General features: G+C 70.9%; 19 protein-coding genes and 1 riboswitch. Of the genes, 14 read left to right on the top strand and 5 right to left on the bottom strand.

From position 1 onward, the window contains the following. Positions 1–39: 39 nt before the first annotated feature. A riboswitch (cyclic di-AMP (ydaO/yuaA leader) is annotated at positions 40–177 on the top strand. Between the two features lie 13 nt (positions 178–190). The 9 genes from ACZ6YG_RS07080 to ACZ6YG_RS07040 all read left to right on the top strand — a co-directional run bounded on the left by ACZ6YG_RS07080 (position 191) and on the right by ACZ6YG_RS07040 (position 9,809). After that, the gene (locus ACZ6YG_RS07080) at positions 191–889 is read left to right on the top strand and encodes a CHAP domain-containing protein (RefSeq protein ID WP_261808641.1); all 699 of its coding nucleotides are present in this window, start codon (positions 191–193) and stop codon (positions 887–889) included. A 93-nt stretch (positions 890–982) separates the two neighbouring features. Beyond that, on the top strand, positions 983–1,414 hold the full coding sequence (locus tag ACZ6YG_RS07075; RefSeq protein WP_466017474.1) for a YciI family protein: 432 nt from the start codon (positions 983–985) through the stop codon (positions 1,412–1,414). Between the two features lie 192 nt (positions 1,415–1,606). Next, entirely contained in the window at positions 1,607–2,851 is a 1,245-nt protein-coding gene (locus ACZ6YG_RS07070) for an RNA polymerase sigma factor (protein ID WP_466017418.1), read from the top strand. Between the two features lie 270 nt (positions 2,852–3,121). Next, positions 3,122–4,450, top strand: coding sequence for an ABC transporter substrate-binding protein (locus ACZ6YG_RS07065; RefSeq protein WP_148032448.1), 1,329 nt, complete (start codon positions 3,122–3,124; stop codon positions 4,448–4,450). 69 nt (positions 4,451–4,519) lie between these two features. Beyond that, positions 4,520–5,476, top strand: coding sequence for a carbohydrate ABC transporter permease (locus ACZ6YG_RS07060; RefSeq protein WP_148032449.1), 957 nt, complete (start codon positions 4,520–4,522; stop codon positions 5,474–5,476). Beyond that, positions 5,473–6,324: a carbohydrate ABC transporter permease gene (locus tag ACZ6YG_RS07055; RefSeq protein WP_148032450.1), complete on the top strand. Its 852-nt coding sequence runs from the start codon at positions 5,473–5,475 to the stop codon at positions 6,322–6,324. The genes ACZ6YG_RS07060 and ACZ6YG_RS07055 overlap by 4 nt, the downstream gene beginning before the upstream one ends. Beyond that, the gene (locus ACZ6YG_RS07050; protein ID WP_148032451.1) at positions 6,321–7,730 is read left to right on the top strand and encodes a GH1 family beta-glucosidase; all 1,410 of its coding nucleotides are present in this window, start codon (positions 6,321–6,323) and stop codon (positions 7,728–7,730) included. Before ACZ6YG_RS07055 ends, ACZ6YG_RS07050 begins: the two co-directional genes overlap by 4 nt. Further along, entirely contained in the window at positions 7,711–8,709 is a 999-nt protein-coding gene (locus tag ACZ6YG_RS07045; RefSeq protein ID WP_148032452.1) for a LacI family DNA-binding transcriptional regulator, read from the top strand. The genes ACZ6YG_RS07050 and ACZ6YG_RS07045 overlap by 20 nt, the downstream gene beginning before the upstream one ends. Positions 8,710–8,771: 62 nt before the next feature. Beyond that, positions 8,772–9,809, top strand: coding sequence for a phosphotransferase family protein (locus ACZ6YG_RS07040; RefSeq protein ID WP_466017417.1), 1,038 nt, complete (start codon positions 8,772–8,774; stop codon positions 9,807–9,809). Here the strand turns inward: ACZ6YG_RS07040 and ACZ6YG_RS07035 are convergent. Together ACZ6YG_RS07035 and ACZ6YG_RS07030 are read right to left on the bottom strand one after the other, a co-directional pair. After that, positions 9,753–12,008, bottom strand: coding sequence for a M64 family metallopeptidase (locus tag ACZ6YG_RS07035; protein WP_466017416.1), 2,256 nt, complete (start codon positions 12,006–12,008; stop codon positions 9,753–9,755). The genes ACZ6YG_RS07040 and ACZ6YG_RS07035 overlap by 57 nt on opposite strands. Before the next feature lie 94 nt (positions 12,009–12,102). After that, on the bottom strand, positions 12,103–12,858 hold the full coding sequence (locus ACZ6YG_RS07030; RefSeq protein WP_466017415.1) for an anti-sigma factor: 756 nt from the start codon (positions 12,856–12,858) through the stop codon (positions 12,103–12,105). Positions 12,859–13,012: 154 nt separating this feature from the next. Here ACZ6YG_RS07030 and ACZ6YG_RS07025 point away from each other — a divergent pair, with 154 nt between their 5' ends. Together ACZ6YG_RS07025 and ACZ6YG_RS07020 are read left to right on the top strand one after the other, a co-directional pair. Next, the gene (locus ACZ6YG_RS07025; RefSeq protein WP_246639746.1) at positions 13,013–14,347 is read left to right on the top strand and encodes a class II 3-deoxy-7-phosphoheptulonate synthase; all 1,335 of its coding nucleotides are present in this window, start codon (positions 13,013–13,015) and stop codon (positions 14,345–14,347) included. Between the two features lie 91 nt (positions 14,348–14,438). Then, positions 14,439–15,206, top strand: a complete 768-nt coding sequence (locus ACZ6YG_RS07020) for an SAM-dependent methyltransferase (protein ID WP_148032459.1) — start codon at positions 14,439–14,441, stop codon at positions 15,204–15,206. Positions 15,207–15,251: 45 nt separating this feature from the next. On the opposite strand, the gene trxA is transcribed toward ACZ6YG_RS07020, so the two are convergent. Both trxA and ACZ6YG_RS07010 read right to left on the bottom strand, forming a co-directional pair. Then, complete coding sequence (gene trxA, locus ACZ6YG_RS07015; RefSeq protein ID WP_148032460.1) at positions 15,252–15,626, bottom strand: thioredoxin; 375 nt, start codon at positions 15,624–15,626, stop codon at positions 15,252–15,254. A gap of 138 nt (positions 15,627–15,764) precedes the next feature. Further along, entirely contained in the window at positions 15,765–17,456 is a 1,692-nt protein-coding gene (locus ACZ6YG_RS07010; RefSeq protein ID WP_466017414.1) for an ExeM/NucH family extracellular endonuclease, read from the bottom strand. Positions 17,457–17,562: 106 nt separating this feature from the next. On the opposite strand from ACZ6YG_RS07010, the gene ACZ6YG_RS07005 reads away from it, so the two are divergent. Beyond that, positions 17,563–18,612 (top strand): pentapeptide repeat-containing protein, encoded by a 1,050-nt coding sequence (locus ACZ6YG_RS07005; protein WP_219544538.1) that lies wholly within the window; start codon positions 17,563–17,565, stop codon positions 18,610–18,612. 64 nt (positions 18,613–18,676) lie between these two features. Continuing rightward, entirely contained in the window at positions 18,677–19,336 is a 660-nt protein-coding gene (locus ACZ6YG_RS07000) for a permease prefix domain 1-containing protein (protein ID WP_466017413.1), read from the top strand. Here ACZ6YG_RS07000 and ACZ6YG_RS06995 read toward each other — a convergent pair. Then, positions 19,314–19,658, bottom strand: a complete 345-nt coding sequence (locus ACZ6YG_RS06995; RefSeq protein ID WP_148032464.1) for a PadR family transcriptional regulator — start codon at positions 19,656–19,658, stop codon at positions 19,314–19,316. The two genes, ACZ6YG_RS07000 and ACZ6YG_RS06995, sit on opposite strands and share 23 nt — an antisense overlap. Before the next feature lie 87 nt (positions 19,659–19,745). Between ACZ6YG_RS06995 and ACZ6YG_RS06990 the strand changes: the two genes are divergently transcribed. Continuing rightward, positions 19,746–20,912, top strand: coding sequence for a cytochrome ubiquinol oxidase subunit I (locus ACZ6YG_RS06990; protein ID WP_148032465.1), 1,167 nt, complete (start codon positions 19,746–19,748; stop codon positions 20,910–20,912). The last annotated feature ends 4 nt before the right edge of the window (positions 20,913–20,916 follow it).

Genomic DNA, 20,916 nt, shown 5'->3' with positions numbered 1-20,916 from the left:
GTCCGGTCGTGTCCGAGAACACCGTCGTATCGCAGGATCGTCCTGCGACCGCTGAATCCGCCTTGCGCGGAACCGGGGACCCACTTCTTCCGGGGTGAATCGGCGCCTCGCGCGCCGTAGGGCAGCTTCCACGCCCGAACCCGTCAGCTAACCCGGTAAGCGGCATGGAAGCAAGGAGTACATCCCCTCGATGGTCATGCATCGCCTCCCCCGTGCCACCCAACCGCATTACGTCCGCGCCGCCCTCGGCGCCACCTTCGTCGCCTGCTTCATGGGCTCCGCCCTCCCCGCCCACGCCGACCCCGTCAACGGAGACGATCTCTCGCTGACGGCCCAGGCGGAGACCGGCCAGACCGCCTCCCAGGAGGCGAAGCCCGCCGAGAAGGACAAGATCGACGTCACCGCGGCCCAGGTGCTCGCCCTGGCCAGGGAGCAGATCGGCATCAGGGAGAACGCGCGGGGTGGCGGCACGAAGTTCCAGGAGTGGTACGCGAACTCGCAGCGCGCCCAGGAGACCATCGCCCGTGACGGCGGCCACCCCGCCGCCTACCTGAACGCCCCCTGGTGCGCGATGTTCGTCTCCTGGGTCGGCGAGCAGACCGGCGCCCGCGCGCAGGTGGGCTGGGACGCCTACACGGTGACGCACGCGCGGTGGTTCCAGAACAACGGCCGCTGGGGCACCCTGGCCAAGCCGGGCGCCGTGGTCTTCTTCGCCTGGAACGGCAGCAAGAGCCTCGGCTCCATCCAGCACGTCGGCTTCGTGGTCAAGGACAACCGCGACGGGACGATCTCCACGATCGAGGGCAACACCGGCAACGGGCTCGTCGAGGAGCGCATCCGTCCCAAGTCTCAGGTCGTCGGCTACGGCTACCCCGAGTACGCCGCCTGATTGTCCGGAAGAATCCCTGAGGTGTCGATGCGGGCGCCGCTCGTTCGACGCGTCGGCGAGACCGGGATTCGAAGGAGAAGCACCGTGAAGTTCATGATCATCGGAAAGGGCAGCGCCGAGACGGAGGCGGGCGTCATGCCGAGCCGGCAACTCGTCGACGACATGATGGCCTACAACGAGTCGCTGGCCAAGGCCGGTGTCCTGCTGGCGGCGGAAGGGCTGGCCCCCAGCTCCCGCGCCGCCCGCATCGCCTACGGCCCCGGCAAGCCCAAGGTCATCGACGGGCCCTTCGCGGAGACCAAGGAGATCATCGCCGGCTTCTGGCTGATCCAGGTCAAGTCCCGCGAAGAGGCCGTCGAATGGGCCCTGCGCGTCCCCGTCCCCGAGGGCGGCGAAGGGGTCGGCCTGGAGCTCTGGGAGGTCTTCGACGCGGCCGACATGCCGGAGACCTCCCTCACCCCGGAGACCGCCGAGCGCGACAAAGCCCTCCGCGAGTCCCTGGAGACCAACCCCCCGGACGCCTGACGGCCCAGGGCGACCCCCCGCACGCCTGCCGGAAACGCGCCACCCACGCCCGCCGTGGACGACCATCACCGCTTCAGCCAGGAGCCCGGCACACATGCCCGGGACGCCGCTCCTTGTTGAAAGCGTTTCTCGCTTCCCGCGCTGAGGTGAGTGCCGGGCATGTCCCGGACGGGGTGACCATACGATGGGCCCGTGACAGCTTCGGAGACGCATGGGGCCATCGAGGCCGTGTGGCGGATCGAGGCGGCGCGGCTGATCGCCGGGCTGGCCCGGCTGGTGCGCGACGTCGGCCTGGCCGAGGAGCTGGCACAGGACGCGCTGGTCGCGGCGCTGGAGCAGTGGCCCCGCGAGGGCGTGCCACGCAATCCGGGCGCCTGGCTGATGACCGTGGCCAAGCGCCGGGGCGTCGACCTGATCCGCCGCAGGGAACGCTACGAGCGCAAGCTCGCCGAGATCGGCCGCGCCCTGGAGGACGACCCCGGGCAGGAGCCGCCCGGCCCCGAGGAGATCGAGGACGACCTGCTGCGGCTGGTGTTCACCGCGTGCCATCCGGTGCTGTCCACCGAGGCCCGGGTCGCGCTGACGCTGCGGGTGCTGGGCGGCCTGTCCACCGACGAGATCGCGCGCGCGTTCCTGACGCCCGAGCCGACGGTGGCGCAGCGGATCGTCCGCGCGAAGCGGACCCTGGCCACGCGGAAGGTGCCGTTCGAGGTCCCCGCGGGCGAGGAGCTGGCCGGACGGCTGTCGTCCGTGCTGGAGGTCATCTACCTGATCTTCAACGAGGGCTACTCGGCCACCGCCGGCGACGACTGGATGCGGCCCGGCCTCTGCGAGGACGCGCTGCGCCTGGGCCGGGTGCTGGCCGGGCTGATGCCGAAGGAGCCCGAGGTGTTCGGCCTGGTGGCGCTCATGGAGATCCAGGCGTCCCGCTCGGCCGCCAGGCTGGGCCCGTCCGGCGAGCCGATCCTGCTGCTGGAGCAGAACCGCGCCCGGTGGGACCGGCTGCTCATCCGCCGCGGCCTGGCCGCGCTGGAGCGGGCCGAGGAGCTGACCGGCACCATGGGCCCGTACACGCTCCAGGCCGCCATCGCGGCCTGCCACGCCCGCGCGTTCACGCCCGGGGAGACCGACTGGGTCCGCATCGCCGACCTGTACGCGCGGCTCGCGGCCCTGTCGGGCTCGCCGGTGGTCGAGCTCAACCGCGCGGTGGCCCTGGCCATGGCGTACGGCCCCGAGGTGGGCCTGGAGCTGGTCGACCAGATCGCCGGCGAGCCGGCCATGCGGGACTACCACCTGCTGCCGGGCGTACGCGGCGACCTGCTGTTCAAACTGGGCCGGCTCGGCGAGGCCCGCGCCGAGTTCGAGCGCGCGGCCGCGCTGACCCGCAACGAGCGCGAACGCGTTCTCATGGAGGCGCGGGCCGCGGCCTGCCGGTGAGACGCCTCTGGTTCTGGTGCGCTTTTGTGCCGGTGTGCGGGAGAAACGGTGCCCGTGGGATGGGAGCGCTCCCAAGTAGCGCTTTGGGCGATATATCCCCGTACGGCTACTTCTAGGGTCACAAAATACCCCAGAGGTAACGGTTGAGTTTCGGGACGTTGACGCCTGGACGCGCTACGGGCACTCTTTGTGGGAGCGCTCCCAAAGACACTCCAATCGCGGGACTGTCGCGATGCACCTCCCAAGATCCACACCCAAGAGGGGTACGGTATGACGAACCACAAGCGCTTTGCAGTAACCGGAGTCCTGGTCACAGCCCTGGCCGCGATGACCGCCGCCTGTGGTGGCGGTGAGGCTCCGGCCCCCTCAGCCGATGCGAGCACGCCGGCGGAGCCCGTCACCATCAACGTGCACACCTTCGGCGGCGGCGAGAACTTCGGCTACGACGAGGCCGTGAAGAAGTGGAACGCCGAGCACCCGAACATCCAGGTCAAGTACTCGAACCTGACCGACAGGTTCGAAGACGTCTATCTGCCGCAGCTGCTCCAGCGCCTGCAGGCGGGCAGCGGCGCCGGCGACATCGTCGGCATCGACGAGGGCGCGATGGGCCTGATGGCCGCCCGCCCGCAGTTCTTCACCGACCTGGGCGAGTACGGCCTGCAGGACCGCAAGGCCGACTTCCCCGCGGCCAAGTGGGAGACGGGCGTCAACGCCGAGGGCAAGCTGTTCGCGCTGGGCACCGACATCGGCGGCATGACCATGTGCTACCGCAAGGACCTGTTCGAGAAGGCCGGGCTGCCGACCGACCGTGAGGAGGTCGCCAAGCTCTGGCCGACCTGGGACGCCTACCTCGAGGCCGGCAAGAAGTTCTCGGCCGCCGACACCGGCGCGAAGTGGATGGACGGCCCGAACACCATCTACAACGTGATCCTGTCGCAGGAGGCGCCGAAGAACGGCAACATCTCGTACTTCGACAAGGAGAACAACCTCGTCCTGGAGACGAACCCGGCCGTCAAGACCTCCTTCGACTGGGTGCAGAAGTTCAGCCAGCAGGGCCTGACGGCCAAGCTCCAGGCGTTCACCCCGCCGTGGAACAAGGCCATCAAGGGCGGCGACTTCGCCACCATGGGCTGCCCGTCGTGGATGCTCGGCGTGATCTCCGGCGCGGCCGGCGAGGAGAACAAGGGCAACTGGGACGTCGCGGCGGTGCCGGGCGGCACGGGCAACTGGGGCGGCTCGTGGCTGGCCGTCCCCAAGCAGACCAAGCACCCGAAGGAAGCCGCCGAGGTGCTCAACTACCTGACGGGCAAGGACGGCCACATCGCGGCCTTCAAGGAGGCGGGCGCCTTCCCGAGCTCCATCCCCGCCCAGCAGGACCCCGAGGTCGCGGGCCTCAAGAACGAGTACTTCAACGACGTGCCGACCGGCGAGATCTTCTCGGCCTCGGTCAAGGACCTGCAGCCGGTCTTCCTGGGTGAGAAGCACGCCCAGGTGAAGACCTCGGTGGAGAAGGTGCTGGAGGGCATGGACCAGGGCGCGGTGGGTTACGACGAGGCCTGGACGAAGTTCGTCGAGGCGGGCGTCAAGGCAGCGGGCTGACGCTCCCACTGGACCGGGTGGCGCCCGCTCCGGGCGGGCGCCACTCCCGATCTGGCTCGAAAGGCTTCCATGACTCTCCAACTCGCGCCGCCGCCCCGGCACGCGTCGCCCAGGCGGGCGAGGCCGAGCAGGCGGGCCGGGCGCTTCGACCTCAGGGGCATGCCCTACCTCCTGGTCTCGCCCTACTTCCTGCTGTTCGCCGTCTTCGGCGTCTTCCCTCTTCTCTACACCCTCTGGCTGTCGCTGCACGACGCCGAGCTGGCCGGCAAGCGGGAGTTCGCCGGCCTCGCGAACTACGCCGAGCTGATCGCCGACGCGGAGTTCTGGAACGCGGTGTTCAACACGGTCGGCATGTTCGTGCTGGCCACCGTGCCGCAGATCATCATGGCCCTGGTGCTGGCCAACGCGCTGAACAAGCGCCTGCGCGGCAGGCTGCTGCTGCGCCTGGGCGTGCTGCTGCCGATGGTCACCTCGGTGGTCGCGGTGGCGGTCGTCTTCAGCCAGCTCTACAGCCGTGACTACGGCCTGTTCAACTGGATACTCGGGTTCGCCGGCATCGAGCCGATCGCCTGGCAGAACGAGAAGTGGTCCGCCTGGATCGCCATCGCCACCATGGTCGACTGGCGGTGGACCGGCTACAACGCGATCATCCTGCTCGCCGCCATGCAGACGATCCCCAAGGACCTGTACGAGGCCGCCGCCATCGACGGCGCCTCGGCGCGCCGGCAGTTCTGGCAGATCACGCTGCCGATGCTGCGGCCGACCATCGTGTTCGTCGTCTTCATCTCCACCATCGGCGGCCTGACGCTGTTCACCGAGCCGGTGATGTTCGAGGGCGAGCAGATGATGACCGGCGGCACCACCGGCCAGTACCAGACCGTGGCGATGTTCATCGTCGAGGCCGCCTTCCGCGGCGGGTTCGAGATCGGCTACGCCTCGGCCGCCGCCTGGCTGCTGTTCGTGCTGATCCTCTTCGGCACCATGATCAACTACTGGTTCACGCGCCGCATCGGGGGTGCACGATGACCACCAGGCAACCGGTCAACCGGCTGTGGGACGCGGGGGCTCTCACTAAGGTCGTGCTCGCCCTGGCGCTGCTGCTGTCGGCCTATCCCGTCTACTACATGTTCATCATGGCGACGCGGACCAACGACGACGCGCTCGACACCCCGCCGCCGATGCTGCCGGGCGGCCATCTGGGCGAGAACGTCGAGCGGCTGCTCGCCACCGAGGACGCCTACTTCCTCACCGGCCTCATCAACTCGGCGATCGTGGCGACGACCGTGACCGTGTCGGTGGTGTTCATCTCCACCCTGGCCGGCTTCGCCTTCTCCAAGCTGCGCTTCCGCGGCTCGAAGATCCTGCTCGGGCTGATCCTGGTCACCATGATGGTGCCGCTGCAGCAGATGGGCATCGTGCCGTTGTACGAGCTCATGGTGACGCTCGGCTGGACCGGCCAGCTCCAGGCGGTGATCCTGCCGTTCCTGGTCAACGGGTTCGGCGTGTTCATGATGACCCAGTACGCCTCCCAGGCGGTGCCGGACGAGCTGGTCGAGGCGGCCAGGGTCGACGGGGCGTCAACACTGGGCATCTATCGCAAGGTCATCCTGCCCGCGCTCCGGCCGGGCATGGCGGTGCTCGCGCTGCTGGTGTTCATGCAGACGTGGAACGAGTTCATGTGGCCGCTCATCGTGCTGCTGCCGGAGAACCCGGTGGTGCAGACCTCGATCGCGGCGCTGAACCAGGCCCACGGCACCGACTACGTGATGCTGTTCACCGGCACCGCCGCCTCGGTACTCCCTCTCTTCGTAGTTTTCGTACTGTTCGGCCGTCAGATCGTGGGCGGCCTGATGGAAGGTGCGGTCAAGGCGTGACGACTCAGGAGGAACAGACCCGCTCCGAGCTGCGATTCCCTACCGGGTTCGCGTGGGGCGCGGCAACCTCGGCCTATCAGATCGAGGGCGCGGTGACGGCGGACGGCCGCGGCACGTCGATCTGGGACACGTTCACCAAGACGCCGGGCAGGGTGGTGGGCGGCGAACACGCGGACGTCGCCATCGACCACTACAACCGCTACCGCGACGACGTACGGATCATGGCGGATCTGGGTCTGAGCGCCTACCGCTTCTCGGTGTCCTGGCCGCGCGTGCAGCCGGACGGATCCGGGGCCGTCAACCAGAAGGGGCTGGACTTCTACAAGCGCCTGGTCGACGAGCTGCTGTCGCACGGGATCGACCCGTGGCTGACGCTCTACCACTGGGACCTGCCGCAGGCCCTAGAGGACAGAGGCGGCTGGCCGGCCAGGGACACGGCGCTGCGCTTCGCCGACTACGCGGCGATCGTGCACGAAGCGCTGCACGACAGGGTGCACACGTGGAGCACCGTCAATGAGCCGTGGTGCGCGGCCTTCCTCGGATACGCCTCGGGTGAGCATGCTCCGGGACGCCGCGAGCCCGAGAACGCCATCCGGGCCGCGCACCACTTGAACCTCGCCCATGGACTAGGGGTCCAGGCCATGGGCGCGCGCCGGGTGGGAGGTTGCGTGAACCTTTACGCGATCACCCCGGCCACGGCCAGCGAGGCTGACCAGGACGCGGCACGTCGCATCGACGGGCTGCAGAACCGGTTCTTCCTCGACGCGCTGCTGACCGGCCGCTATCCGCAGGACGTCCTCGACGACCTGCGGATGGACCTGGCCTTCATCGAGGACGGCGACCTGAAGACCATCAACGCGCCGATCGACGTGCTGCTGGTCAACTACTACAGCCGGTTCACGGTGTCCGGGGCGCCGGGCGGCAGGGCCTCGGCGGCGGCCGCGCCGACCGACTCGGCCTCGCCCTGGGTGGGCAGCGAGCACGTCTCGTTCGTGAACGGCGGCCGCCCGGTCACCGCGATGGGCTGGGAGATCGACGAGGACGGCCTGGTGGAGGTGCTCGCCAGGGTGGCCCGCGACTACCCGCGGATCCCGCTGGTCGTCTCGGAGAACGGCGCCGCGTTCGAGGACGTCCTGGCCGACGGCCGGGTGCGCGACGAGGAGCGGCGGGCCTACTTCGAGGCCCACCTGGGCGCCTGCCGCGAGGCGATCGACGCCGGAGTGCCGCTGGAGGGCTATTTCGCCTGGTCGCTCATGGACAACTTCGAGTGGGCCTGGGGCTACGGCAAGCGCTTCGGCATCGTCCGGGTCGACTACGAGACGCAGGAGCGGCTGCCCAAGGACAGCGCGACATGGTATGCCGAGATCATCCGGCAGAATAGGAACCATGAACCGACCGACTCTTGAGGCAGTCGCCGCCCGGGCCGGGGTCGGCCGAGGCACGGTGTCGAGAGTCATCAACGGCTCCCCCAATGTGAGCCAGCGAGCGCGCGACGCGGTGCAGGCGGCGATCCAGGAGCTGGGCTACGTCCCCAACCGGGCGGCCCGCACCCTGGTGACCCGCCGCACCGACACCGTCGCGCTGGTCGTCTCCGAGTCCGAAGGCCGGCTCTTCGACGAGCCCTACTTCGCCGGCACCATCCGGGGCATCGGCTCGGCGCTGTCGGAGACCGGCCTGCAACTCCTGCTGGCCATGGCGCGCACCCCCCAGGAGCACGCCAGGCTGCAGCACTACCTGACGGGGCAGCACGTCGACGGCGTGCTGCTCCTGTCACTGCACGGCGCCGACCCGCTGCCGGGCAGGCTGGAGGCGATGGGCGTGCCGACCGTACTGGGCGGCCGCCCCGTCGGCCTGTCCCCCTACAGCTACGTCGACATGGACAACAGGGCAGGGGCCCGGCAGGCGGTCAAACACCTGCTGGGCCTCGGCCGCACCCGCATCGCCGCCATCGCGGGCTCGCAGGACATGGGCGTGGGCGTCGACCGGCTGGCGGGTTACCGCGACGCGCTGCTGCCTTCCGGCTTTCCCGAGCTGGTCGCGTACGGCGACTTCTCCGAGGAGAGCGGGGAGGCGGCGATGGCCGAGCTGCTGGCCGCCCATCCCGACCTCGACGCGGTGTTCGCCGCCTCCGACCCGATGGCGCTGGGCGCGGTCCGGGTGCTGAAGGCGGCGGGCCGGGCGATCCCCGGCGACGTGGCGGTGATCGGGTTCGACGACTCGAAGGCCGCCCTGCACGCCGACCCGCCGCTGACGACCGTCCACCAGCCGACGGAGGCGATGGGCCGCCAGATGGCGCTGCTGCTGGTGGCCCGCATCAACGGCGAGGAGCTGCGCCAGCCGGTCGTGATCCTCGACACCCACCTGGTGCGGCGCGAGTCGGCCTGAGGCGCGGCGCGAGTAGCGCGGATGAGCTTGGTGCGGCGAGGGCCGGTCTGAGGAGGGCGCGGGTGGACAGCAGGACCAAGCGCCGCTTATCGCGGCAGGAGCTCGACGCGCTGGCCCGCAGGGCGCTCGGCGCGGGCGTGCTCGATCACGCCGAGCTGACCGATGGCTTCGCGAACGCGGTGTGGCGGCTGCGCCTGGACGACGGCCGCGACGTGGTCTGCAAGCTGTCGCCGCCGCCGGAGCTCGACCAGCTGAGCTACGAGCGCGATCTGCTGCGGACGGAGGCGGCGGCCTGCGAGCTGGCCGCGGCGGCGGGCGTGCCGGTGGCGGCGCTGCTGCGGGCCGGGTTCGACGACCCGGTGCTGGGCGGCGACTACCTCATGCTGGCGGCGCTCGACGGCGTCTCCTGGAACCACGTCTCACGGCGCGACGGCTCCCTGGGCGAGGGCTCTCCGAAGGTCACGCCCGAGGACGAGGCGAGGCTCCGCCGCGAGCTGGGCCGCCTCCTGGCCCGGCTGAACGCGGTCACCGGCCCCGTGTTCGGCTACCCGCACGCCGGCATCACCGGCTCGACCTGGCGCGAGGCGTACCTCGCCATGGTCGACGCGCTGCTCGGCGACACCGTCCGCTACCCGACGGCGCTGCCCGCGCCGGTGCCGCGCATCCGCGCGCTGCTGGCGGCGGCCGCGCCCGCGCTCGACGAGGTGACCACGCCCCACCTGGTCCACTTCGACATCTGGCCGGGCAACGTGTTCCTGGACCTGTCGGGGCCGCCCCGCATCCAGGCGATCATCGACCACGAGCGGGCGTTCTGGGGCGACCCGCTGGCCGAGTTCATCACCCCGACGATCTTCGCCGAGCTGCGTGAGGACGACCCGCTGGTGGCGGGCTACCGCGAGGTGACCCCGTTCGAGCTCACCCCGGCCGCGCATGTACGGCTCGACCTGTACCGGGCGTACCTCTACCTGATCCTGCTGGTGGAGAACGGCCCCCGGCAGTATCCGGAGGCCGAGTACGCCCGCGTGCGCGACCAGGCCACGGCCTCACTCGCCGAGGTGCTGGACCGCCTCGTACCTCTCGCCCCTGGCACCGTCGCGTAGCTCGCGGCACTGCCCGGCGCCCGCGCCGCGCAGCGCGTTGGGCACGCCCAGGTCGGCGGGCGCGGGCGTGTTGCCGGTGCAGGCGAGCGCGCCCCTGACGGTGCTGCCCGACAGGACCGGCGCGTCGTTCCCGGTGAGCAGGACGGCGCCGCGCACGTCGGCGGAGACGATGTGCAGCGAGCCGGTGCGGTCGGCGCTGAACGCGCCGTCCAGGCGGGCGCCGAGCAGGTGCACGGCGGCGGCCTCCGACGCGGTGAGTGTGCCGGTGACGCGCCCGCCGGTGACCACGAGGGACGCGCCGCGCCCCACGACGACCGGGCCGGTCACGCGGGCGCCGTCCAGGCAGGTGACGCCGCCGGTGACGGCCAGCGGCCCGCGGTGCTCGCCGGTGATCGTGCGGGTGCAGGCGGGCGGCGGCGCGATCGTGGTGACGGTGAACTCCCCCGGCTCGCCGTGGTTGCCGGCCGCGTCGATCGAGCGGTACTCGACCGTGTGCCGGCCGCGCGGCAACTTGCCGAAGACGAGGTGGTCGATGACGGTGCCGTCCTCGCTGAACGTCCACGGCAGCTCGGATGAGGTGGGCCAGCCGAAGTAATTGAACCAGCCGTCTCCGTCCACCCGTGACTCCGGCACCACGTGGCCGTCGCGGTCGTCGGCGCCGGTGAGCCGCATGGTGAACGGGCCGTTGTAGACGTAGGTGTCGCCCGCCCGGGCCAGCGGCTCCGACAGCTCGTAGGCGGTGGTGGGCGGGGTGGCGTCGACCGTCCAGGTGAGGGTGTCGCCGCCGAGCGAGGCGGTCAGCTCGTGGGCGCCGGCGCTCAGGGCGAGCGCGCCCAGGTCGAGGTCGGTGCCGGAGCCGCCGACGCGCTCGCCGTCGAGCCGCCAGGTGACCTCGGGCACGGTCGCGACCGGGTGGGTGGTCTCCACGTACACGACCTCGTCCCTGCCGACCGGCCGGTGCACCGGGGTGGAGGAGACGAACCCCGGCTCGACGCCGTCCGGCGGGGTGGTGAGCGAGGTGTCCACGGTCCAGGTACGGGTGCGCGTCATGGAGTCGCGGACGGCGGGGTCGCGGACGAAGTCCGTCGGGTCGGTGACCGTGGCGGTGACGGTGTGCGTGCCGGGGGCCAGGCCGAGGGTGCGCAGGTCGAGGGCGTCGCGGTCGCCGTCCAGTTCCTCGCCGTCGACCGTCCAGGTGGTGACCAGGCCGTGGCTGACGGGGCGCATCGGCTCGGCCCAGAGCACCCGGTCGGCGCCGACCGGGGCGCCGGTGGGCGTGGCGTCCTGGATGACCATGGTCTTGGCGGTGATCCGCTCGGTCATGACCTCGCGGCCGACCTGGTCGAAGTAATAGCCGAGGCTCTTCATGATCGAGTGGGCGCTGGGCCGCCACACGCCGGTGCCCGCGTACAGGCCGCCCTCGTAGCGGGCGATCGGGCCGCCCGACTCGCTGGGCTCGCCCAGCCAGCGCCACCACTTCGCGCGCCGGTCGAGCATCTCCCGCTCGGTCAGCAGCGTGTGATGGGCCGAGTCCGGCTCCCGGCCGGTGTACGGGCCGCCGGGGACGCCGCGCTGGTAGTAGTCGTACTCGTCCTGCAGCCCGCCCAGCGAGTGGCCCAGCTCGTGCGGGCTGATCAGGGCGGACATGGCGTTGCTGCCGGAGGCGGTCGCGTACGCGCCGCCCGCTCCCCCGTACGTGCCGCTGTTGCCCAGGGCGAGGATCTGGCGGTTGGCGGAGGAGGTGCCGGTGACCAGGTTCGCGTAGCGGGTGGCGGCGGTGTTGTCCATGGTGATGAGGCGCTGGACGCTGCCGGGGTTGCAGCGGCCCCAGAATCCCATGCTGAGCGGGGTGGTCCTGCGCGGCGAGGACAGGCCGGGGTCGCAGCTGATGCCGGACTCGCCGGAGACGATGTCGATCCGGTAGACGTTCAGGTAATTCCGGTAGGACTTGAACGGCTCGATGGACCACATCACGTTGACGTGGCGGTCCACGTCCTGGCGGAACTTCTCCTGTTCCGCCCCGGTGTAGCCGTCTCCCATGACGATCAGGTTGAACCGCTTCTCCGGCGCGCCCGTCACCTGGACGGGCACCACGGTCGCCGCGCCCGGCTCCGCCGCGTCGGCGAGCACTCCTCCGGCCGGGGACACGCCCAGGACGGCGGCGGCGAGCATCATCACCAGCACCGCTAAGATCCGCATGCACCGCACTATCCGCCAGAAAACGCGTCTCGTCTTCACCTTTCATGGTCACAACTCGGGCTGGGGTTCCCCGCGGCCTGGGCGACGGTCCGGCTCAGGCCGCGGGAAGCTCGGCGAACAGGATGGGGCGGGTGGTCGGCCGGTCGGAGCCGCCCGCGGGCTCGACGGTGAGGCCGAGGCGGACGTCGTCGCGGAGGTCGGCGACGACGGGTGCGGTGAGGCCGTCCTCCCCCCGGTCGAGCAGCCCGGCCGGGCGGACGCCGTCCGGGTTCATCAGCCACAGAGCGTAGACCTTGGACGGCGGCAACTCCGGCATTCCCGATGAAGTGAACAGTATCCGTCCCCGCTCGCGGGAGACGACGGCGACGCCGGTGCCGCCCGAGGCGATGCGGTGCCGTACCGTACGGGCGTCCGGGGCGGCCAGGACGGCGGCCACCTCCGTGACCAGCGCGCCGTGCCCGGCCCGCAGGTCGCCCAGGTCGCGGCGGGCGTCGAAGGCGACCACGCCGAGCGCGACGGCGGCGGCCGCGGACACGGCGGCGAGCCCCGCCACCGCCTTGGCCCGCCACTCGCGCCGCGGGGGAAGGACGTCGGCACGCGGAGTCCGGTCCGCCGCCGGGCGGACCGTGTCGTGCCGCCGGTGGGCGGCGGTCAGGACGCGGGGGCGCAGGGAGGCGGGCGGCGGGGTGGCGACGGCGAGGGCCAGGCGGGAGGCGGTCTCCCGGAGGCGGCTCACCTCGGACGGGCAGGTGCGGCAGCTCGACAGGTGCTCCTCGAACGACGCCACGTCGGCCGGCGGCAACGCGTGCGCGGCGTAGGCGCCGGACAGGGCGTGGAGTTCGTCGTCCATGTCCACTCCCGAGGTGGTGAGAGGCGGCTCACACCCGGTGATTCGGGCGCTCGGCGCTCATGGATGCCGTCAAGCTTTGACCGCCTTCTCACAACGTGGACATGGAGGTCGGCCAGAGGGATCCGGTGGAATACCCTCGTATCTCGTGAGCGCATTGAGCAATTCGCTGAATCTCGATTCCTGGCGAGCCCTGTCCGCGGCCCAGCAGCCTGACTGGCCTGAGCGCGACGAGCTCGAGAAGGTCGTCGCCGAGCTCGGCGGCCTGCCCCCGCTGGTCTTCGCGGGAGAGTGTGACCAGCTCAAGGAGGAGCTGGCGGCCGTCACCCGGGGCGAGGCGTTCGTCCTGCAGGGCGGCGACTGCGCCGAGACGTTCGCCGGCGCCACGGCCGACAACGTGCGCAACAAGCTCAAGACGCTGCTGCAGATGGCGATCGTGCTCACCTACGCGGGCAAGGTGCCGGTGGTCAAGATCGGCCGGCTCGCCGGCCAGTTCGCCAAGCCGCGGTCCAAGGGCACCGAAGTGCGCGACGGCGTGGAGCTGCCCGCCTACCGGGGCGACATGGTCAACGGGTTCGACTTCACCCCGGAGTCGCGCAGGCCCGACCCGTGGCGGCTGCTCAAGGCCTACCACTCCTCGGCGGTGACGCTCAACCTCGCCCGGGCGTTCACCAAGGGCGGCTACGCCGACCTGCGCCAGGTGCACGCCTGGAACCAGGACTTCGTGGCCGGGTCGCCGGCCGGTCAGCGCTACGAGCGGCTGGCCCGCGAGATCGACCAGGCGCTGGCCTTCATGCGGGCCTGCGGGGCCGAGCCGGAGGAGTTCCAGTCGGTGGAGTTCTACTCCTCCCACGAGGCGCTGATCCTCGACTACGACCAGGCGCTCACCCGCATCGACTCGCGCACGGGCCTGCCCTACGACGTGTCGGCGCACATGGTCTGGATCGGCGAGCGCACCCGCCAGCTCGACGGCGCGCACGTGGAGTTCTTCTCCAGGATCCGCAACCCGATCGGCGTCAAGCTGGGCCCGTCCACCTCTCCTGAGGACGCGCTGGCGCTGGTGGAGAAGCTCAACCCGGACAACGTGCCGGGGCGGCTCACGTTCGTCACGCGGATGGGCGCGTCCAAGATCCGCGAGCATCTGCCGCCGCTGGTCAAGGAGGTCACGGCCGCGGGCGCGCAGGTGGCCTGGGTGTGCGACCCGATGCACGGCAACACCTTCGAGGCGCCGAGCGGCCACAAGACCCGGCGCTTCGACAACGTGCTCGACGAGGTGGCCGGGTTCTTCGAGGTGCACCGCGCGCTCGGCACGCACCCCGGCGGCATCCACATCGAGTTCACCGGCGACGACGTGACCGAGTGCGTCGGCGGCGGCCACGAGATCGCCGAGGGCGACCTGGCGACCCGCTACGAGACGGCCTGCGACCCGCGGCTCAACCGGAGCCAGTCGCTCGATCTGGCCTTCCGGGTGGCCGAGCTGTACCGCGGCTGAGTGACTCTCACCTTTCCGGGCCATCGCCGAGCGGTGGCCCGGAACATCTTCTATGATCAGCGGCTAAAGGCCGGGAATATTGGGAGATGTGGTGGACAGAGCTCCAGATGGCGTCGATCCGAACGTGCCCAACGTCGCGAGGATGTACGACTATTACCTCGACGGCAAGGACAACTTCGCGGCGGATCGGGAGGCGGCCGAGCGCATCCTGAAGCTGTTCCCCAACACCAAGACCTCGGCCGCGGTCAACCGCGGTTTCCTGCGCAGGGCCGTACGCCTGGTGACCGAGAACGGTGTCGACCAGATCGTGGACCTGGGGGCGGGGTTGCCGACCCAGGGCAACACGCACGAGATCGCGGTGGGCTCGCGGGTGGTGTACGTCGACAACGACCCGGTGGTGTGCACGCACGGCCGGGCGCTGCTGGCGCGCGGCGACGACGTCGACTTCCTCCAGGGTGACGCGCGCAAGCCGGATGAGCTGCTGGAGCAGCTCAAGCCCTTGATCGATTTCGACCGGCCGGTCGCGTTCATGATGCTGACGATCCTCCACTTCCTGTCGGACGAGGAGGCGTTCGGGCTCATCGCCCGGCTGCGCGAGGTCAGCGTGCCCGGCAGCCACCTGGTGATCAGCCACGCGATCGACGACAACACCGATCTCACGCCGCAGGCGCTCGAGGTCTACAAGCAGTCCACGGCGGCGCTCAACCTGCGCACGCACGAGGAGATCCTGCGCTTCTTCGAGGGCTACGAGCTGCTGGAGCCCGGCCTGGTGGACCCGAAGGACTGGCGTCCGGACGACGAGCTGGCCGCCTCGGGACGGCGCAGCCCTGGATACGCGGGCGTCGGCCGCAAGGCCTAAAAAGCACGGCGGCCCCGCCCGAGGGCGGGGCCGTGCCGGAGTGGGTCAGTTCTTCTGGGCGTTCTTGAGCTCCTTGTCGAGCTCCGCCCTGATCTCGTCCATGTCGAGCGCGCGCACCTGACGGATCAGGTCGTCGAGGGCCGGCGCGGGAATGGCGCCGGGCTGCGCGAAGACCACGATGCCGTCGCGGATGGCCATCAGGGTCGGGATCGACCTGATCTCGAAGCCCTGCGCGAGCGCCTGCTCCTGGTCGGTGTCGATCTTGCCGAACGTGATGTCCTCGTGCTTCTCGGAGGCCTTCTCAAAGATCGGCCCGAACATCTTGCAAGGACCGCACCACTCCGCCCAGAAGTCGAGCAGGACGATCCCCTTGTCGGCGATGTCGTTGAAGTTGGTCTCGGTTACTTCGATGGTCGCCACAAGTGGCTCCTCTGACGTCGGTCCGCTTCCGGTGATTGTCTCCGTGACAACCACGTACCCTTCACCAGCATTCCATGCTCCGGGCCGGGCCGCGCGCACGCGGCCCGGCCAGGGGACGGGCACGGGGACGGGCGCGGCTCAGCGGCCGGGCAGGGTGAGGCCGACGACCAGGGGGTCGTGGTCGGAGGACCGGTAGGCGTCCGGCCGGTAGAGGTGGGGCGGGTTGAACTCGGTGTTGTAGTCGCGGATGCGCGGCTCGTCCGCGTTGACGTGCCAGATGGCCGCGCTGGTGACGCGCCTGAGCAGCTGCTTGCTCGCCATCATGTGGTCGAGCTCGCCGGCCAGCCCGTCGAAGAGGTAGCTGTAGCGCAGCGGGGCGGGCACGTACCGCTTGGTGAGGCTGGTGAGGCCGCCCGCTTCGAGGGTCTCGATCGGGTCCTCCTCGCCGTAGGCGTTGAGGTCGCCGAGCACCAGCGGGGCCGGCAGGTCCTCGATGAGGCCGAGCAGCGCCTGTGCCTGCGCCACCCGGGTGGGGTTCCAGCAGCCCTGGCCGTCGCCCTGGTCGGCGTCGGGCCCGCTGTCAGGGCAGGAGCCCTTGGACTTGAGGTGGTTGACCACCATCGTGAACGGCTGGCCGCCGTGCTTGCGGCGGAAGCTCTGGACGAGCGGCGGGCGGCTGAACACCGGGTCCTCTGATGAGCGGGCCTGACCCACCGGGGTCAGCTTGCCCGGCTTGTAGATGAGCCCGACCTGGATCGCGTCGGTGCCCGGGTAGGGGTGGGTGAGCGCCGCGTACGTGCCCGCGCCCATCTCGGCGTTGACCGCGTCGACCAGGGCCTGCAGGGCGGTCTGGCCGTTGTTCTCGACCTCCATGAGGCCGACGGCGTCGGCGTTGAGTCCCTTGAGCGCGGAGACGAGCTTGGCGAGCTGGCGCTGCTGCTCCTCGGCGGTGCTCGCGCCGCGCGAGCCGATCGTGGTGAACCAGTTGAGCGTGTTGAAGGAGGCCACCGTGACGTTGCCGATCACCGGGAACGGCCGGGGCAGGCGCGGGTTGGTGCTCTGGTAGCGGATCGGCTCGGTGGGCTGCAGCCGGTAGCGGTCGAAGCCGTAGCCGAGCACGCCGGCGATGCCGGCGGCGCTGTCCCCGGCGCGCACGACGGGCGGCAGCGTGGCCGGGTTCTGCTGGTTGGAGCCGTCGTCGACGAGCAGGGAGCGGCGGGCGTTGGCGTCGGCGGTCACGCCCGGCCGGTCGGTCGGCTGGAAGAGCCTGCCGCCGGAGGACAGCGTGACCTCACCGAAGCGGCCCAGGTTGTAGTTGTCGTTGACGGTCAGCCGCTGGGGGAAGGTGAGCAGCATGTTCTCCACCGGCTCCAGGTCGGCGCTGGGCAGCCGGTGGCGCTGTGGCGCGATGGAGCCGGTGCCGCACACGTCGACGGCGGTGACGGGCGACAGCTCGGTCCAGCCGTTGAACTCGATCGCCCGGCCGGTGACGAGCACGCGGTCGCCGACCTTGACGTCCTTGAAGGACTCGCGGGCGAAGGCGAACAGCGCGTCGGAGGTGGCCGGATCGGCGTCCGGCGTCGGGTCCTGCAGGAAGAAGCCGCTGAGCTGGTCGGTGCGCTGGAAGTCGGCGGTGACCACGCCCTCGACGCGGACGGTCTGCCCGGCGAGCGGGGTGGCGGCGCCGCTGCCCTGGACCTCGGCGATCTCCCGGTCGGGCGGGGTGTCGCAGGGGCCGGCGGGCGTCGCGGCGGCGGGGGCCGACAGGAGGCCGGCGGTGAGTGCGGCCGCGGTGATCGCGGCCCAGGAAGCCCGGGGTAAAGCATGCATAAGCCGCACTCTAGAGCCAGGGTCCGTGACAGGTGTCTACAGAGATGTGACCTCAAGCTTCCATCGCCGAACCTTGACAGTGCGGCCCACCGGGTATGAGCAGGGCATGGACTGGGTCACCTGCGCGCAATCGGCGGCCTGCACAGGGATCGCCCGCCGGCCGTACGGCCTCTGCCTCGCCCACCTCTCCCCCGACCAGGTCTCCGCCGTGCTGGCGGGCATGGCTCCGGGCCGGCTGCTCGACCTGCGCGGCACGACGCTCAGCGGCGACCTGCTGGGCAGGGTCGTGGAGGCCACCCTCGGCCGGCCCGGTCGCGCCCGGCTCGACCGCGCCCGCTTCACCGGCGACGTGCGGCTGGCGGGGGTGACGTTCACGGGCGACGTGTCGCTCGACGGCGCCCGGTTCGAGCGGCTCGCGTCGTTCTTCGGCGCCCGCTTCGAGGGCAACGTGTCGCTGGCGAGCGCCAGGTTCGCCAGGGAGCTGTCGTTCCACGGGGTGACGGTGCGCGGGCACGCCTCGCTCGACGGGGCGGTGATGACCAGGGACGCGCTGTTCAGCCAGGCGGTGTTCGAGCACGGGCTGTCCTGCGAGGCCGCCAGGTTCGAGGGGTACGCGACCTTCGACGGGGCCCGGATGGGCGAGGCGGCGCACTTCCGCGGCGCCCGGTTCGGCCGCACGCTCTCGTTCCGCAAGGTGAGCGGCAGCGCCGGGTTCGACTCGGTGCGCTTCGCCGCCGACGCCTACCTGTCGGCCACCGGCAGGTTCTCGGCCACGCGGGCGCAGGCGGGCGGCACCCTGGACTTGGCCGTCCGCGGGTGCGGGGTCGACCTGCGGCGGCTGGTGGTGGCGGGGGCCACGACGGTGCGGCTGACCGACTCGCAGGCCGACCTGGAGGGCGCGGTCCTGCGCGGCCCCGCGACGGTCACCGGGGGCGGCACGTCCACGCTGACGTCGCTGCGCGAGGTGGACGCGGCCAGCCTGGCCCTGACGGGGCTCGACCTGTCGGCCTGCCTCTTCACCGGGCTGGCGCATCCGGCGGGGGTGCGGCTGAAGGAGTGCACGTTCGCGCTCACCCCGCGCGGCATGCGGGTGAGCATGCGCCTGCCCATGCTGCGCTGGTTCTCCCGCCGCCGCGCGCCGGCGCAGCACGGCTAGCGTGACCGCATATCAGGGAGATCCCCGATGGGGCCCCGGGGTGCCGCTTCGTAGACTTGATTCCATGCTCATCGACGACTACGTGACCGAGCTGCGCCGGTCCCTGTCGGGTCCGTACGGGCCGAAACATGACATGGTCGTCGAGGCGCGCGACAGTCTGGTCGACTGCGCCGAGGCCTACGAGGCCGAAGGGCTGCGCCGGGCCGACGCGGAGCGGCGGGCGGTCGAGGAGTTCGGGCCGGTCCAGGAGGTGGCGCCGGGCTACCAGGAGGAGCTGACCGCCTCTGCGGGGCGCAGGCTGGGGCTGCTGCTGTTCGTCAGCGTGCCGGCGACCGTGCTGGCGTGGGGCCTGGTCTGGAACTTCGCCCCCGCCGATCCGGTCGTGTGGGAGAGCCGGCCGAGCTGGTTCATGCCCGCTTCCCGGCTGCTCGACGTCATCCAGCTCGCCACCGGCCTGTACGGCGGGCTCGCGCTGCTGGCGCTGGGCCGGGGCGCCCGCTGGATCCCGAAGGCGCGGCTGGTGACGCGCTCGCTCGGCCTGGCGGTCTGGCTGATGCTGCCGCTGACCTCGCTGCTCGGCCTGGTGCTCTCGCAGGGCTCGTACGTGTCGGCGAGCATGGGGCTCTCCCTTCCCGTCGTCCTCGCCAACCTGATGACCTACGCCTTCGCCGGGCTGCAGCTCTACTGCGCGACCCGGTGCGTCAGGCTGACCCGGAGGGCCTGACCTCCCCGGGCCCCAGCACGCTCCCGATGGCGCTGGTGAACGCCTGCCAGGCCGACCGCTCCCCCTCCAGCTGTTTCCTGCCGGAGTCGGTGAGCCGGTAGGTGCGCCGCCTGCGCCCGCCCACCGTCGCCCACTCGCTCACCAGGTGGCCGGTGCGCTCCAGCCTGCGCAGCGCCGGGTAGACGGTGCCGGTCGGCACGTTGAGCGCTCCCCCGCTCCGCTCCTGCAGGGCCTCGATGATGGCGTAGCCGTGCAGCGGCTCCCGCTCCAGCACGGAGAGCAGCAGAGCGTCCATGTGGCCGCGCAGCGCGTCGGGGTTCATGGCAACGATCCTAAGCACCGTCTCGCATGTAGGCAGTCTACATGTAGGCTGTCTATATGTAGACAGGCACAACGACGGAGTGGAGAGATGGACGCACTCGATCTGGCCCGCTTACAGTTCGCCCTGACGGGGAGCCTGCACTTCCTGTTCGTCGTGCTCACGCTCGGGCTGGCGCCGCTGGTGGCGATCATGAATACCCGGTGGGCGCGCACCGGCAGGCCGCTGTTCGAGCGGATGACCCGCTTCTGGGGGCAGATCTACGTCATCAACTACGCCCTGGGCATCGTCACCGGCCTGGTGATGGAGTTCCAGTTCGGCCTGTCGTGGAGCGGTCTGTCCCACTACGCGGGCGACGTGTTCGGGGCGCCGCTGGCCATGGAGACGCTGGTGGCGTTCTTCCTGGAGTCGACGTTCCTGGGGTTGTGGATCTTCGGCTGGGGGCGGCTGCCGAAATGGGCGCACGTGGCCTGCATCTGGGCGGTCACCGCGACCGCGTACGCCAGCGCGTTCTTCATCATGGTGGCCAACTCGTTCCTGCAGAACCCGGCCGGCGCGGTGGACGCGGGCGACCGGCTGGCCCTGGTGGACGCCGGCGCGCTGTTCACCAACAAGACGCTGGTGTTCGCGCTGCCGCACGTGCTGGGCGCCGGGCTGTTCACCGGGGCGATGGTGCTCGTCGGGGCCAGCGCCTACCAGTTGCGGCGGCGCACCCACGAGCAGGAGTTCTTCACCAGGTCGATGAAGACGGGGATCGTGGCCGCGGCCGTCGGCATCACGCTGACCGTGGCGTACGGCTACGCCCAGTTCGGCGGGATCCAGGACGGCAAGTTCGACGACAACCCGGCCGCCGCGGTGCCGCTGGGGCTGATGATGGAGGGCGGCAACCTGCTGTCCATGGTGGTGCTGCTCTTCATGCTGCCGCTGATCAGGAAGCTGCCGCGCTGGCGGTGGGCGCATCCCCTGCTGATGGCGCTGACGCCGGTGCCGTTCGTGCTGGCCATCCTCGGCTGGCTGGCCAGGGAGCTGGGGCGGCAGCCGTGGATGATCTGGGAGAAGCTGACCGTGGCCGACGCCATGACGCCGGGGCTCACGACCGGCATGGTCACCGCCTCGCTCACCGGGTTCGTGGCCGTGCTGGGGCTGCTGGCCGTCGTCGACTACGTGCTCATCGCCCGGGTGGTCAGGCGCGGACCGCGCGACCTCGCCCTCGGCGCCACCGCCACCGAACAGCGCTCGCCCGCGCTGAGCCACTAGGAGT

The organism is Nonomuraea sp. NPDC054003, from assembly GCF_055585125.1.
This window is presented reverse-complemented; position numbering and strand designations above follow the sequence as displayed.

Bases quoted from the DNA above. Each gene is read 5' to 3' on its own strand.
- ACZ6YG_RS07030 (WP_466017415.1), bottom strand. From the start codon at position 12,858: ATGGACGACGAACTCCACGCCCTGTCCGGCGCCTACGCCGCGCACGCG.
- ACZ6YG_RS07055 (WP_148032450.1), top strand. From the start codon at position 5,473: ATGACCACCAGGCAACCGGTCAACCGGCTGTGGGACGCGGGGGCTCTC.
- ACZ6YG_RS07010 (WP_466017414.1), bottom strand. From the start codon at position 17,456: ATGCATGCTTTACCCCGGGCTTCCTGGGCCGCGATCACCGCGGCCGCA.
- ACZ6YG_RS06995 (WP_148032464.1), bottom strand. From the start codon at position 19,658: ATGAACCCCGACGCGCTGCGCGGCCACATGGACGCTCTGCTGCTCTCC.
- ACZ6YG_RS07000 (WP_466017413.1), top strand. From the start codon at position 18,677: ATGCTCATCGACGACTACGTGACCGAGCTGCGCCGGTCCCTGTCGGGT.
- ACZ6YG_RS07075 (WP_466017474.1), top strand. From the start codon at position 983: ATGATCATCGGAAAGGGCAGCGCCGAGACGGAGGCGGGCGTCATGCCG.
- ACZ6YG_RS07080 (WP_261808641.1), top strand. From the start codon at position 191: ATGGTCATGCATCGCCTCCCCCGTGCCACCCAACCGCATTACGTCCGC.
- ACZ6YG_RS07045 (WP_148032452.1), top strand. From the start codon at position 7,711: ATGAACCGACCGACTCTTGAGGCAGTCGCCGCCCGGGCCGGGGTCGGC.
- ACZ6YG_RS07065 (WP_148032448.1), top strand. From the start codon at position 3,122: ATGACGAACCACAAGCGCTTTGCAGTAACCGGAGTCCTGGTCACAGCC.
- ACZ6YG_RS07035 (WP_466017416.1), bottom strand. From the start codon at position 12,008: ATGCGGATCTTAGCGGTGCTGGTGATGATGCTCGCCGCCGCCGTCCTG.
- ACZ6YG_RS06990 (WP_148032465.1), top strand. From the start codon at position 19,746: ATGGACGCACTCGATCTGGCCCGCTTACAGTTCGCCCTGACGGGGAGC.
- ACZ6YG_RS07060 (WP_148032449.1), top strand. From the start codon at position 4,520: ATGACTCTCCAACTCGCGCCGCCGCCCCGGCACGCGTCGCCCAGGCGG.
- ACZ6YG_RS07005 (WP_219544538.1), top strand. From the start codon at position 17,563: ATGGACTGGGTCACCTGCGCGCAATCGGCGGCCTGCACAGGGATCGCC.